The organism is uncultured Dysosmobacter sp., assembly GCF_947631635.1.
Taxonomy (GTDB): Bacteria; Bacillota; Clostridia; order Oscillospirales; family Oscillospiraceae; genus Oscillibacter.
Window position 1 is genome coordinate 18678 of record NZ_CANRMB010000015.1, and the last position, 13407, is coordinate 32084.

Sequence of the window (13407 nt, forward strand, 5' to 3'; positions counted from 1 at the left end):
TCATCAAAGAAAAGGAGCATTTGATATGCTGTTTTCCGGCCATCCCAGGACCCATTACAACAACGCCCCGGCCCATGAGGTCATCTGCCAGCTGCGGTTCCCCACCATTCTCTCCATCAACAATGTGGAGCCCGCTGATTTTCAGGAGGCCATCCGGGAGGAATTCCCCCAGTACGTCCGGCGGCAGGATGTCTCCGCCCCCAAGGTCACCGGTCTGGGCGGCCCCAATCCCAAAGTGGAGCAGCAGCCCCCTGTCACCAACTACAACTTCCTCTCCGCCGACGGGCAGTGGAAGCTGAACCTGACCAAGGACTTCATCGCCCTGTCCACCCTGCGCTACTCCAGCTGGGAGGAATTCGCCCGCCAGCTGGACAAGCCCCTGGCGGCCTTCATCAAGCTGTACAAGCCCGCCTATTTCCAGCGGGTGGGCCTGCGCTATGTCAACATCTTCTCCCGCCGGCGGCTCGGCATTGAGGACGAAAAGTGGGCGGACCTGATCGCCCCCGCCTATATCGGCCCGCTCTGTGAGCCGGATGTGCTCGAGGGCAACTTCCTCAACTGCGCCTGCGACCTGCTGTTCCATTTGGACTCCAGCAGTCAGGCCAAGATCCACGCCGGTCTGGGCCGGATCAAGACCGCCAAGGCCGACGCGCCCCAGGACCCTGAGGTGAAATATATCCTGGACATGGACCTGTCCATGGGCGGCAATGTGCCCTGCACCCTGTCCGCCGCCGGGTTGGAGACGCTGCACGGCCATGCCACCCGTATCTTTGAGGGTGTCGTCACCGACAAGCTCCGCGACGCCATGGACCCCGCTTGACCTCTCTCATTCACAGACAAAAAAGCATTCCGCTGTCCGTCCCTGAACAGCGGAATCTTTTTTTTGTAAAAACCGCAAGAAACCGTTTGCTCTGGCGTTTCAGATTTTAGGAATTTTCTATATTGTCTAAAAGTTGTGTTTTCCGGTATTCTACATTTGTATATTTGGCACTTTAAAGGTGCAAAGAAAGAGGTTGTTGCATATGTTGAAGAGCGAATACCTGCAGCGGGTCTATGACCAGATGGTCGCCCGCGATCCGGACCAGAAGGAATTCCACCAGTCTGTGCTGGAGGTTCTGGAAAGCCTGGACATGATCATTGACAAGCATCCGGAGTACGAGGAGAACGCCATCATCGAGCGGTTTGTGGAGCCCGAACGGGTGATCACCTTCCGGGTCCCCTGGGTGGACGATGCCGGAAAGCCCCATCTGAACCGCGGCTTCCGCGTCCAGTTCAACTCCGCCATCGGTCCCTACAAGGGCGGCCTGCGGTTCCATCCCACGGTGAACCTGTCCGTCATGAAGTTCCTGGGCTTTGAGCAGATCTTCAAGAACAGCCTGACCAGCCTGCCCATCGGCGGCGCCAAGGGCGGCAGCGATTTCGACCCCAAGGGCAAGAGCGAGGCCGAGGTCATGCGCTTCTGCCAGAGCTTCATGACCGAGCTGTACCGCCACATCGGTCAGTTTGTGGACGTGCCCGCCGGTGATATCGGCGTGGGTGGCCGCGAGATCGGCTATCTCTTCGGCCAGTACCGCCGCATCTGCAACAGCTATGACGCCGGCGTTCTCACCGGCAAGGGCCTGACCTTCGGCGGCTCTCTGGCCCGTACCGAGGCCACCGGCTTCGGCGTGTGCTATCTGGGCCAGGAGATGCTGCGCTGCATGAAGAACGACAGCTATGCGGGCAAGACCGTCATCGTCTCCGGCTCCGGCAACGTGGCCATTTTCGCCTGCCAGAAGGCCACCGAGCTGGGGGCCAAGGTGGTTGCCATGAGCGACTCCAACGGCTATATCCACGATCCCAACGGCATCAATCTGGAGGTTCTGAAGGACATTAAGCTGAACCGCCGCGCCCGGATCAAGGCGTACGCCGACGAGGTCCCCGGCAGCACCTACACCGAGGGCTTCCGCGGCATCTGGAACATTCCCTGCGACATCGCCATGCCCTGCGCCACCCAGAACGAGATCACCGGCGAGATCGCCCAGACCATCGTGAAGAACGGCGCTATGGCCGTGGTGGAGGGTGCCAACATGCCCTGCCTGCCCGAGGCCATGAAGACCTTCCAGAACGCCGGACTGCTGTTCGCCCCCTCCAAGGCCGCCAACGCCGGCGGCGTTGCCGTCAGCGCCCTGGAGATGAGCCAGAACAGCATGCGCTACTCCTGGACCTTCGAGGAAGTGGACGCCAAGCTGAAGGAGATCATGGTGAACATCTTCCACAACGCCTATGACGCCTCCGTGGAGTGCGGCGTTCCCGGCGACCTGGTGGTGGGCGCCAACATCGCCGCCTTCAATAAGGTGGTCAATGCCATGCTGGCCCAGGGTCTGATCTGATCTTCTCTTTTGACCGGCAAAAAGGCGAGGAACGAAACGTTCCTCGCCTTTTTCTTTTATAATCAAATCACTTGAAACGTGATCAATTCACTTTTCAAGTGTCACAGCGCATGTGCGCTGTGACAGGCCGCGGTCCGCGGCCTTGATTTGCATTTCATAGTCCATCACTGTGCGCTTTACGCACAGCGGGCATCGCCCGCTTGAAAAATCCCATGCGATTTTTCAAGTTCATGGACTATCCACCTGGAACATGGGGGTGGAGAGATACCGCTCGCCGCTGTCCGGCAGAAGTGCCACGATCACCTTGCCCCGGTTTTCCGGCCGCTTCGCCAGCTCCGCCGCCGCCCAGACCGCCGCGCCAGAGGTGATGCCCACCAGGATGCCCTCCCGCTGAGCCAGTTCCCGGCCTGCGGCATAGGCGTCCTGATCCGTCACGGGGATGATCTCATCCACCACGGCCCGGTCCAGGTTCTCCGGCACGAAATTGGCGCCGATGCCCTGGAGGCCGTGGGGACCGGCGTGGCCCTGGGTCAGCAGGGGCGAGGAGGCCGGCTCCACGCCCACCACCCGCACAGCGGGATTCCGCACTTTCAGATACCGTCCGGTTCCGCTGATGGTTCCGCCTGTACCGATGCCCGCCACGAAGATGTCCACCTTCCCCTCGGTGTCCTCCCAGATCTCCGGCCCGGTGGTCAGGACGTGGGCCTCGGGATTGGCGGGGTTCTCAAACTGTCCGGCGATGATGCTGCCGGGGATGGTCCGCTGCAGCTCCTCCGCCTTGGCGACCGCCCCCGCCATGCCCTCTTTTCCCGGTGTCAGCACGATCCCCGCGCCGTAGGCGGCGATGAGACTCCGCCGCTCCACACTCATGGTGTCCGGCATGGTGAGGATGACATGATAGCCCTTTGCGGCACCCACGGCGGCAAGACCGATGCCGGTGTTGCCGGAGGTGGGTTCAATGATGGTGCCGCCGGGGGCCAGACGGCCCTCCTGCTCCGCCTTGGCGATCATATGGGCCGCCACCCGGTCCTTGGCGCTGCCCGCTGGATTCATGCACTCCAGCTTCGCCAGGAGCACGGCGGGCACTCCTTCGGCTTCCTCATAGCGCTTCAGTTCCATCAGCGGGGTATGCCCAATCAGGTCCGCGACACTGTTTACGATTTTCATGGCAGGTCCCTCCTGTTTTCGTTTGCTTCTATCATACACCTGTTTTTCCCTTCTTGCAACGAAAATCCGGCTGGCATCCGCCAGCCGGATCCTCTTATGACGCGATAATGAACTCCACATACCCCAGTACGCCGGGGGCCACCGCATAGGGCTCGAACACCACTACGGGATCTCCTGATCCATTCAAATAGAATAGCGTGGTCTCATCCACGCTGGAAAAGCCGCCCATGGACTCGTCGAAGTATACCGTGGGATCCTCCGCCGCGGCCATTTGGGTTCGGATGCTCTCGTTGCACACGCTTACCCAGTCCTCCCCCAAGACATCCGCCAGGGTCAGTTCCTTTTCCTCCGTCAGGTCCAGATTATAGTAGGCCCGCTCCCAGTACGCATTGGTAAAGGAGACGTTGAACTCCACCAGAAAGGACACGACGCCCTCCCGCTGGGACTTGATCTCATAGGTGACGGAGACTCCCATGCCATGGGCCTCCCATTCCTCCTGGGTGCCTCCGGTAGACAGGAAAGCCTCCTTGTACTCCTCTACCAGCTGATTGCCCTCGGTGATTTTCTGGTCCACTCGCCGCTGAATCTCCTCATTAACCCTTTGGGTAAACTCTCCATCCCCCTGTATGGCGGGCTGCTCCACTTCCAATGTCCGGTCTGCGTTCGTGTCGGTGAAGCTGCGGACTGTCAGCACCTGGAACAATCCGCCCAGCACCGGTACCTCCGCCGCCGCGGCCGCCACGGTGGGCGAGAGGTTCAGCGTCCCCACCAGCACCACAAAGCAGGCGGCCACGCCTCCCAGACTCCGCCGGAAATACCGGCTTCTCCGGTTTTTCCGGTAATTTTCCCGGCCCTGCCAAATGCCCGCTTCCACATGGGACGCCAGTTCCTCCGGGATGGGTGTGTCCAGATAGTCCTGCTTTGCCTTGTTAAACTCATTCATTCGATTTCCACTCCTTCCAATGATACCCGCAGCTTCTTTAGGCCAGTGTACAGCCGGGTCTTGACCGTGCTGAGCGTACAGCCTGTCACGGCGCTGATCTCCTTGAGAGACAAGTCCTCATAAAACCGCAGCCGGATGATCGTCCCCACCTCGGCCGGCAGGGCGTCCACCCGCCGGGCCAGAGAGCCATCCTCCGGCAGCGGGTCCTCATAGCTGCCGGTATCCAGCGCCTCCGGCGGCACAAAGGCCACCCGCTTTCGCTGCCGGAGCTGGTCTGTACACACGTTGACCAAAATGCGGTAGAACCAGGTGCGCACGGCGTCCGGCTCCCGCAGGCTGTCCCGTTTTTCCAGTGCTGTGCAGACGGCGGTCTGTACCGCGTTCAGAGCCTCTTCCCTGTTTTTCAGACAGCTGTAAGCCAGGCGGTAAAACCGCGCCTGTTCCTCCACAAGAAATCTGGTCAAATCCGCTTCTCTGATCTGTGACACATGTATGGTCCTTTCTGTCTCGTTCTGTTTGATAGACGAATGAAGGCGGGAAAAAGTTTGAAAAGATCCCATATTTTTTATCATGCGCAGAGAGCACCCGTCCATTTCTTGGACGGGTGCTCTCTGCAATTTCTTCTGCCCGGCAGCTCACTCATACCGCAGGGCGTCGATGGGGTTCAGCTTGGCCGCCTTGTTGGCGGGGAGATAGCCGAACAGAATGCCGATGCCCACACTGACGCCGAAGCTCACCGCCACCGCCGTCACGTCCGGGGTGGCGTTGAAGGTGATGCCCCCGGCGTCCCCGCCAGTGATCTCCTGCACCAGCATCCCGCCGAACACCGCCCCCAGGCCCGTGGACAGCAGGAACCCGAAGGCAATGCCCAGCAGTCCGCCGATGGCGGAGGTGGTGCCCGCCTCGATGATGAACTGGCGGCGGATGTCCCGCCGCTTGGCCCCCAGGGACTTGCGGATGCCGATCTCCCGGGTCCGCTCCGTGACGGACACCAGCATGATGTTCATGATGCCGATGCCGCCCACCAGCAGGCTGATGGCGGCGATGGCGATCAGCACCGCCATGGCGACGCCCATCATGACATTGATCATGTTCACCTGGTCCAGCATGGACTGCACGGCATAGTATTCATAAACATGCTCCCCGGTCTCGTCCTGATAGAAATTCATCAGGAAACCCAAAAGAAGCGCCTGGGCCTCCTGCACCATATCCCGGGAGACGGCAGTGAGCTGGTACAGGGAGACATAGCTGGTGCCGGAGAGCCGCATGGCGTTGGGATAGGGGATGAACGCCTGGTCGTCTCCCCGTCCCTCCTCCAGCGTATCGCTGTTCTGGGCCAGCACGCCCACCACGGTGTAGGGCACACCGCCGATGGAGAGGGTCTTGCCCAGGGCGTCGCCGCCCAGGATCACCTGCTCCACATAGGCGCCCACGACACAGACGTTATTCCGGGTGACGATATCCACGTATTGGAGATAGCGCCCTTTGGCCAGCCGGTCGCCATCCAGGGTGGTGTTGGTCTGGGGCTGATACATGGCCTCGCTGACGCCGTAGATACTGGTCTTTTGATACTCCTCGCTGCCGCTGCGGACGCCCTGCCCGCCGCTGACCCAGGGACTGATGCCGTCAAACGCCTCGGGGTGCGCATCCACAAAGGCGTACATCTCCTCCGGGGTGATGTTGCTGGTGGTGCCGTCGCCCCGGCCCCAGGTGTAGGCGTAGATCTGGGTCACGCCCACCTTCTCCACCTGCTGCTCCACCATGCCGGTGAGACCGTTGCCCAGAGAGATGATGACGATGACCGCCCCCACGCCGATGATGATGCCCAGCATGGTCAGAAAAGCCCGCATCTTGCTGGTCCGCAGGGAGTTGATGGCCAGCTTGAAGGATTGGGTGAAATTCATACCGCCGCCTCCTCTTCCCCGCTCTCCGCGGGCCGGACCACAGCCCTGGGGTCTTTGGCGTCCCCGTCGTAGATGATGCGGCCGTCCTGCAGGCGGATGATCCGCCTGGCCTTGACGGCGATGGAGTTGTCATGGGTGATGAGGACCACGGTGTCCCCCTCGGCGTTGAGCTTTTGCAGAAAGCCCAGCACCTCCCGGCCGGTCCGGGAATCCAGCGCGCCGGTGGGTTCGTCGGCCAGGATCACCGACGGCTCCCCCGCCAGCGCCCGGGCGATGGACACCCGCTGCTGCTGGCCGCCGGAGAGCTGGCTGGGCAGATTCTTCCGCTTTTCCGCCAGCCCCACCCGTTCCAGGGAGCGGACCGCCCGCTCCCGCCGCTCCTCGGGGCCTACCCCGGCGTACAGCAGCGGCAGCTCCACGTTTTCCTGTACCGTCAGCTTGGGGATCAGGTTGTACTGCTGGAAGATGAAGCCCAGCATCTTGTTGCGGATCTCCGCCTGCTGATCGTCATCCATGGTGGACACGTCCACGCCGCCCAGGTGGTAGTTCCCCGAGGTGGGCACATCCAGGCAGCCGATGATGTTCATGGCCGTGGACTTGCCGGAGCCGGACTGACCCACGATGGCCACGAACTCCCCCTGGTCGATGGTCATGCTGACCCCGTCCAGGGCGTGGACCTCCTCTGTGCCCATCTGGTAGATCTTATAGATGTCCTTCAATTCGATGAGATGCTCCAATCAGATCAGCCTCCCATCCCCATGGCGGCCTGGGCCGGGACCAGCACCGTCTCGCCGTCTTGCAGGCCGTCGGTGATCTGAATGTACGTGCCGTCGTTGATGCCCAGCGTCACCGGGCGCTCCTCCGCCTGGGAGGGGTCCGCCACCGTGACGCCGTCCTCCCCCAGAGCGCCGGGCAGGGCCACCTGCACGGTGTTGCCCCGGCTCACAGCGGCCACCGGCACGCAGAGGACATTTTCCGCCGTCTCGCCCTGGATATTGGCAGAGACATTCATGCCGGGCTTCAGCTCGCCATAGTCCCGGAGGATGATGGTCACGGGGTAGCTGGTGAAGCCGTTGGTGGTGGTGCCGTTGACGCTGACCCGATCCACCGTTCCGGTGAAGATCTGGCCCGGCAGGGCGCTGGCGGTGATCTCCACAGTCTGCCCCGCCTGCACCTTGCCGATGTTCAGCTCATCCACGCTCATCTCCATCTTCAAATAGCTCAAGTCAAAGATGGTGGCCAGGGTGCCGGAGGACACGCCGTCCACCTTGTCCCCCGCCTTGAATGTTTTCTCGATCACCGTGCCGGAGATGGGGGATGTGATGCGGTAGTCGTCCAGATTATCGGCGGCGCTTCCGGCGGAGAGCTGGGCGGACTCCAGGTTCAGCTTGGCGTTTTGCAGCTGGGCCCGGTTGGCCTCCGACTCGATGGTGCACAGGGTCTCGCCCTTTTTCACCGTGCTGCCCGTCAGCTTTTCAAAGCCCGTCACCGTGCCGCTGCCGGTGGCGTACACCGTGGCGGAGTCCCCAAGGTGATGGGGGCGTTTCCGTAGCTGCTGTAACTGCCGATCACCGCGGAGGCGGTGAAGGAATCGGACAGAACGCCGGGGTTATTCACCTTCACCCGCACGCTGCTGCTCTGCAGGCCGTTGGTGGTGACGGCGGTGGAATTGGACACGGACACGACGGTGCCGTGGACGGAGCCGTCAAAGTTCCCGGCAAAGATGGTGGCGTCCTGCCCCACGTAAAACTCGCTGGGCTCCACATAGGGGAAGAGGAAGTCGATGGTCAGCTCCGAGCTGGTGATGATCTTCGCCAGCGCTGTTCCGGCGGTGACGCTGTCGCCGTTGTGGACGAACACCTCGTTGATGGTCCCGCTGATGGAAGCGGTGGGGTGCAGGGCCTCCTGGGCCTGGGTGTAGCTCAGCCGCGTCTGGGCCACGGAGATATTGGCCCGGGCCACGGAGTTCTGGGCATCGCCGCTGTCCAGCACATACAGCAGGTCTCCCTGCTGCACCATGTCGTCCTCCTCAAAGGGGGACTCCTGGATGGCGCCGGAGACCAGAGTGGTGACCTGGTAGGAATCCGCGGGCTCCAGTGTGGCCGTGCCGGAGACGGACACCGACAGGTCCTGCCGCATTGTCTGGACCGCTGTGTAATCCATGGACGCCGCAGGCGCGCCCTGGCCCATGCCGGCCGCCACGCGCCACACCAGCACCGCCGCCAGCACCAGCGCTACGGCAATTTTGATCCGGCGGCCCTTTTTGCCCTTGGACAGGGTCAGCTTTTTCCACTTCTTCTCACCCTTGGGCGCGGGCGCCCCGCCCGTCTCTGCCGTCTCCGCCTGCATCAGTTCCTCATTCATGCTGAATTCTCCTCGCTTCTATGAATTTGCCTCGAAGGCCGCTCCTTTGACTGATTCTATTATTACGAAACAGCCCTGGCTTTTTCTTCAACTTCCTGCGTTTTTCTTTTGTGTACCATTGTATTGTGTAATTAGTACAATAGCACATTTTCTGCATTTGTCAAGTCCCGGTGTGAAATTTTCCCGCCTTCGTGTGAGAGGACTTTACACCTTCCAGCAGCGGGAAGGTCAAGCATTTTTTCCCTGATTTGGAAAACTGCCGGTCTCTCCATGTTCCCGGCCTCATCCTATAAGCAAATAGCTTGAAAAGGGGTAAACCCACTTTTTAAGTGCCACAGCGCGTATGCGCTGTGACAGTCTGCGAAAGCGGCCTTGATTTAGATTTCATCGTCATTAACCGTGCGCTTCGCGCAGGTTGGGCATTGCCCGCTTGAAAAACAGCTTTGCTATTTTTCAAGTTCATTGACTATAACAGGATTCTAGCAGGGAAATCTTTCAAAAATCTTTCTGAAATCTTACAGTTTCGTAAGATTTCAGCATCCGGCCCGCTGTGCCACGCTTTTGCGGCATTTTTAAGAAAAAGGCGCAAAAAAATGGACGGCCAAAGCCGTCCATTTCACATTATGTCAACTCATACAGCGGCACTGTCCGCTGGTAGGACTGGGGGCGGTAGGTCACGGAGGAGATCCGCCGCCCGCTCATCCCGTATTTGGGGTGGGTGCCGAAGAGGTCGATGTAGCGTTCCAGATCGTCCCGCTCCGCCGCCATGGCCTCCAGCAGCAGGACGGTGGCCCTGGCGTCGTCCACCGCCCGGTGGCTGTTCACCGCCGACTCCCCCAGGCCGTAGGCGTCGATGGCGTTGCAGAGCTTGTGGGGATAGTCCCGCCGGTCCCGGTACACCGTCAGGGCGTCCAGGAACCGCGGCCCCCGGAGGACCTCCACCCGGCCATAGGGCCGCAGGAACCAGTACAGGAAGTTCAGGTCAAACTGGGCGTTGTAGGCCGCCAGCAGAGGGCGCTCCGCGCCGTCCAGCAGGCGGCAGAAGTCCTCCGCCGCCGCGCCCTGGTCCACGCCCTCCGCCGCCAGCTGTTCGCCGGTGATGCCGGTCAGATCCGTGATGAAGGGCGGCAGAGCCTGCCCCTCCGGCAGGCGGACCAGCAGGTCCATGCTGTCGGTCTCCCTGCCATCTTCCAGGCACACCGCCCCCAGCTCGATGATGCGGTCCCTGCCGAATTCGATGCCGGTGGTCTCCGTGTCGAATACCACGATGCGGTCAAACTGTTTCCAAAGCGTCTCCATCATGGGGCCTCCTCCCGCCAGCTCTCGCCTGTGGCGTAATCAATTTCCACGCCGGGCTGCACGTTGTACACAAAGACGTTGAAACAGACGCCCCGGCCCCGGTCCTCCACGGACCACGCCTCCATCTGCACGCCCCGGGCCACCAGCTCCGCGCCCTCGAACACCGGCGTCACCCGGTAGAGCACATGGTTGTCCGTGTCGTCCACGTAATCCGCCACCATATTCTCAAAGGGAAGCATCCCCTCCGTATTCATATACCGGGTGCCGGTGATGAGGTTGCACTCGTTGGCGTTCTCTCCCGCCAGCTGGAACCCGATGAGGTGGCAGCGGTTGTACAGATACTTTCCGTCCACCAGATCGTCATAGCGTGCGGTCCTCCAGCCGGAGGGCTTGATCATACCGATCTCTCCCCGGGGCTCCCTGGGCATCAGCTCCTGACAGATGTTGGCATAGGCCACGCCGCAGCGCCCCAGCTGGTCCAGGGGGCTGTAGGTCTCAAAGGCCGTCTCCGTCCAGTCCTCCTCCGTGAAGCCGGGCCGGTTCCTGTCGATCTCCACATAGGGCGTGCCGCAGTAATCCGGGAGCGCGTCCATGGTGACCACCGGCTGCATGTACCAGCGGACCAGGCCCAGGCCCGCGCACAGCAGCAGAGCCAGCAGCGTCCATAGCGAATACCGTTTCCGTGTTCTTCTCTTTCGTTTTGCCATGTGTCCTCTCTTTCCTGATCCGCAGCGTGCCGTTCCTCTGGGTCTTTCCTCCAATCATACTCTCTGCCGGGACATTTTTCAACCATTCCCGACCAGCCGCTCCAGTTTGCCCCTCAGCCCGCCATATTGGAACATCCCCGGACCGTGAGCGCTCACGGTCCGGGGATGCCTTTGATGCCGGACGCGGGTCACCGCGACCGCATGATCTCTTCATAATCCCGCAGGGAATCCAGGGCCTGTCCAGACATGGGGATGATCACAATGATGTTGAACACCGTCATCAGGCCCACGCCCACATCCCCCAGTTCCCAGACGAAGGTGTAGGCCGCCAGGCCGCCCACAAACAGCATCGCCAACGCCACCAGCTTGTAGGCAGTCTGAGACAGCCAGTTGTCGCCGAACAGGTACGCCACATTGGAGCGGGCGTAGAACAGAATGCCGATGAAGGTGGAAAAGGAAAACAGCCACAGGACCAGGGCGATGAACACCACGCCGAACCGCCCCAGGTGGTACTCCATGGAAGCCTGCAGGAGGTCCATGCCGCCCAGGCCCGCTACCCGCTCCTCCGGCGTTACCAGCATAATAAACGCCGTACAGCTGCAAATTACAATGGTGTCGATAAACACGCCCAGTGCCTGCAAAAGGCCGGTCCTGGCCGGATGGCCGCTCTCTCCGGCAGCCGCGGCACAGGGGGCGGAGTCTGAGCCCGCCTCGTTGGAAAAGAGGCCCCGCTTCACGCCGTTCATCAAAACCGCACCAAAGCCGCCGGCCACTGCCTGCCGCAGGCCAAATGCCTCCTCAAAAATACGCCGGAACACGGAGGGCAGCACGGCGGCGTTCTTCACGATCAGAAACAGCGTCACGCCAAAGTAGCAGACCGCCATGATGGGCACCAGCACGTCCAGCACCTTCACCGTGGCGTTCTTCCGCAGCACGATCACCGCCGCCAGGGCCACCAGAATGACCGTCGTATAGAGCGGCGGGACCTGGAAGGCATTTTGGAACGCAGAGGAGACGGAATTGCTGATGACCTGGCTGATACCGCACCAGCAGATCAGGCCGGAGATTGCGAACAGGACCGCGATGATGGAGTAGCGGCTCTTTTTCCCGCCCCGCTTCTGCTCCACAAAATGATGGATGTAGTAGGCCGGTCCGCCCCGGTATCCGCCGTAAAGGGGGTCCTTTTCCCGGTAGAGCTGTGCCAGCGTGGCCTCGATAAAGGCGGTGGCGGAGCCGATCAGCGCTGACAGCCACATCCAGAACACCGCCCCCGCGCCGCCGGCCGTGATGGCCGCCACCACGCCGATCAGGTTTCCCATGCCCACCCGGGTGGCCGTGGAGACGATCAGCGCCTGCACGCCGGAGATCGCGTTTCCGTGGCCGCCCGTCCGCCTCTCCGCTGTGATGCGGAGCATTTCCGGAAACAGCCGGACGGGAAGGAACCGGGTGCGGAACATAAAATAGATCCCCGTCGGGATCAGCAGCAGCACCAGCACGGAAACGCCCACAGACCCGCCGCCGGGCAGCGGCAGCGTGAACAGGTCGCCCCACAAAAATTCGTAAACGGCAGAGATGACATTGATGATAAATTCCATGGACAGATTCTCCTTTGTCTGGTTGCGGCAAAATCGATCGATTCGATGTGTCATCCGCTGTCAAAAGCCAGTTGATTTTTCTATATTTGAGTATATAATAAAAGCAATTATTTGTAAAATCAATAATTCAGATGCTTTCAATCGAATACATAGATCATGGAGGCCGCTATGGACTTAAAAAATTTAAAGACCTTCATTTATGTGGCGGAGCTGTCCAGTTTTACAAAAGCCTCCCAGCGGCTGGGCTTCTCTCAGTCCACGATCTCCTTCCAGATCAAGCAGCTGGAGGAGGAGCTGAACGTCCGGCTCTTCGAGCGCATCCACCACACCGTGAACCTGACGGAGCAGGGGCGGGACGTGCTGCGGTACGCCCACCAGATGGACAAGCTGATGCAGGAACTGGCAAACGACCTTCGGGAGGAGAAGGAGATCACCGGACATATCCGCCTCGCCATGGCGGACTCCCTTTGCGGCCTTTTCGGCGAGACCTTTCAGGACTTCTGGCTGGATCACCCCGGCATCAGTCTGAAGATCATCACCGCAGGCACCGACGAGATGTTCCGCCTGCTGAACCACAATGAGGTGGACCTGGTCTTTACGCTGGATAATCACATCTACAACACGGAGTACGTCATCATCCGGGAGGAAAAGATCGAGGCGCACTTTGTGGCGGCGCCGGACCACCCCCTGGCGCGGCAGAAACACATCTCCCTTCCGGAGATCGTCCAGGCCCCCTTTCTGCTGACGGAAAAGGGGATGAGCTACCGCAGGCTGATGGACGAACAGCTGGCTACCCGGTCTCTGGAGATCCATCCCATTTTGGAAGCCGGCAGCACAGAGCTGATCTGCCGGCTGGTAGAGCAGGGGGCGGGATGCTCGTTCCTGCCGGATTACGCCACAGCCTCCGCGGTGGCGGCGGGCCGCTTGGTCTACCTGGCGGTGGACGGCTTTAAGATCGATGTCTGGAAACAGCTCTTCTGCCATCGGGACAAGTGGATCTCGCCCCAGATGCAGTCTGTCATCCAGCACTGCGCCGGAATATAGGGCGTCTTATTT

Annotated in this window: 13 protein-coding genes; 3 read left to right on the top strand and 10 right to left on the bottom strand. The window is 60.8% G+C overall.

Features of this window, described 5'->3' with window-relative positions:
• Positions 1 to 25 precede the first annotated feature (25 nt).
• Positions 26 to 820, top strand: coding sequence for a TIGR04255 family protein (locus tag Q0Z71_RS09160; RefSeq protein ID WP_298021282.1), 795 nt, complete (start codon positions 26 to 28; stop codon positions 818 to 820).
• Positions 821 to 1022: 202 nt separating this feature from the next.
• A complete protein-coding gene (gdhA, locus tag Q0Z71_RS09165) occupies positions 1023 to 2372 on the top strand; it encodes an NADP-specific glutamate dehydrogenase (protein WP_298021285.1) in 1350 nt (449 codons plus the stop codon).
• 228 nt (positions 2373 to 2600) lie between these two features.
• On the opposite strand, the gene cysK is transcribed toward gdhA, so the two are convergent.
• The 10 genes from cysK to Q0Z71_RS09215 form a co-directional block, all read right to left on the bottom strand.
• Positions 2601 to 3539, bottom strand: a complete 939-nt coding sequence (gene cysK, locus Q0Z71_RS09170) for a cysteine synthase A (protein ID WP_298021288.1) — start codon at positions 3537 to 3539, stop codon at positions 2601 to 2603.
• Between the two features lie 94 nt (positions 3540 to 3633).
• Complete coding sequence (locus Q0Z71_RS09175; RefSeq protein ID WP_298021291.1) at positions 3634 to 4482, bottom strand: anti-sigma-V factor rsiV; 849 nt, start codon at positions 4480 to 4482, stop codon at positions 3634 to 3636.
• On the bottom strand, positions 4479 to 4946 hold the full coding sequence (locus Q0Z71_RS09180) for an RNA polymerase sigma factor (protein WP_298021294.1): 468 nt from the start codon (positions 4944 to 4946) through the stop codon (positions 4479 to 4481). The genes Q0Z71_RS09175 and Q0Z71_RS09180 overlap by 4 nt, the downstream gene beginning before the upstream one ends.
• A gap of 171 nt (positions 4947 to 5117) precedes the next feature.
• Positions 5118 to 6386, bottom strand: coding sequence for an ABC transporter permease (locus Q0Z71_RS09185; RefSeq protein ID WP_298021297.1), 1269 nt, complete (start codon positions 6384 to 6386; stop codon positions 5118 to 5120).
• Positions 6383 to 7123 carry an ABC transporter ATP-binding protein gene (locus tag Q0Z71_RS09190; protein WP_363316698.1) on the bottom strand — a complete coding sequence of 247 codons (741 nt, stop codon included), beginning with the start codon at positions 7121 to 7123 and terminating at the stop codon, positions 6383 to 6385. The genes Q0Z71_RS09185 and Q0Z71_RS09190 overlap by 4 nt, the downstream gene beginning before the upstream one ends.
• A 5-nt stretch (positions 7124 to 7128) precedes the next feature.
• Positions 7129 to 7899, bottom strand: a complete 771-nt coding sequence (locus Q0Z71_RS09195; RefSeq protein WP_298021300.1) for an efflux RND transporter periplasmic adaptor subunit — start codon at positions 7897 to 7899, stop codon at positions 7129 to 7131.
• Positions 7872 to 8750, bottom strand: a complete 879-nt coding sequence (locus Q0Z71_RS09200) for an efflux RND transporter periplasmic adaptor subunit (protein WP_298021303.1) — start codon at positions 8748 to 8750, stop codon at positions 7872 to 7874. The genes Q0Z71_RS09195 and Q0Z71_RS09200 overlap by 28 nt, the downstream gene beginning before the upstream one ends.
• 621 nt (positions 8751 to 9371) lie before the next feature.
• Positions 9372 to 10052: a 3'-5' exonuclease gene (locus tag Q0Z71_RS09205; protein WP_298021308.1), complete on the bottom strand. Its 681-nt coding sequence runs from the start codon at positions 10050 to 10052 to the stop codon at positions 9372 to 9374.
• Complete coding sequence (locus Q0Z71_RS09210; RefSeq protein WP_363316699.1) at positions 10049 to 10756, bottom strand: DNA/RNA non-specific endonuclease; 708 nt, start codon at positions 10754 to 10756, stop codon at positions 10049 to 10051. Before Q0Z71_RS09210 ends, Q0Z71_RS09205 begins: the two co-directional genes overlap by 4 nt.
• A 188-nt stretch (positions 10757 to 10944) precedes the next feature.
• A complete protein-coding gene (locus Q0Z71_RS09215; RefSeq protein WP_298021311.1) occupies positions 10945 to 12351 on the bottom strand; it encodes an alanine/glycine:cation symporter family protein in 1407 nt (468 codons plus the stop codon).
• A 168-nt stretch (positions 12352 to 12519) separates the two neighbouring features.
• On the opposite strand from Q0Z71_RS09215, the gene Q0Z71_RS09220 reads away from it, so the two are divergent.
• Positions 12520 to 13395 (top strand): LysR family transcriptional regulator, encoded by an 876-nt coding sequence (locus tag Q0Z71_RS09220; RefSeq protein WP_298021314.1) that lies wholly within the window; start codon positions 12520 to 12522, stop codon positions 13393 to 13395.
• Positions 13396 to 13407: the final 12 nt, after the last annotated feature.

Bases quoted from the DNA above. Each gene is read 5' to 3' on its own strand.
- Q0Z71_RS09160 (WP_298021282.1), top strand. From the start codon at position 26: ATGCTGTTTTCCGGCCATCCCAGGACCCATTACAACAACGCCCCGGCC.
- gdhA (WP_298021285.1), top strand. From the start codon at position 1,023: ATGTTGAAGAGCGAATACCTGCAGCGGGTCTATGACCAGATGGTCGCC.
- cysK (WP_298021288.1), bottom strand. From the start codon at position 3,539: ATGAAAATCGTAAACAGTGTCGCGGACCTGATTGGGCATACCCCGCTG.
- Q0Z71_RS09175 (WP_298021291.1), bottom strand. From the start codon at position 4,482: ATGAATGAGTTTAACAAGGCAAAGCAGGACTATCTGGACACACCCATC.
- Q0Z71_RS09185 (WP_298021297.1), bottom strand. From the start codon at position 6,386: ATGAATTTCACCCAATCCTTCAAGCTGGCCATCAACTCCCTGCGGACC.
- Q0Z71_RS09200 (WP_298021303.1), bottom strand. From the start codon at position 8,750: ATGAATGAGGAACTGATGCAGGCGGAGACGGCAGAGACGGGCGGGGCG.
- Q0Z71_RS09205 (WP_298021308.1), bottom strand. From the start codon at position 10,052: ATGATGGAGACGCTTTGGAAACAGTTTGACCGCATCGTGGTATTCGAC.
- Q0Z71_RS09210 (WP_363316699.1), bottom strand. From the start codon at position 10,756: ATGGCAAAACGAAAGAGAAGAACACGGAAACGGTATTCGCTATGGACG.
- Q0Z71_RS09215 (WP_298021311.1), bottom strand. From the start codon at position 12,351: ATGGAATTTATCATCAATGTCATCTCTGCCGTTTACGAATTTTTGTGG.
- Q0Z71_RS09220 (WP_298021314.1), top strand. From the start codon at position 12,520: ATGGACTTAAAAAATTTAAAGACCTTCATTTATGTGGCGGAGCTGTCC.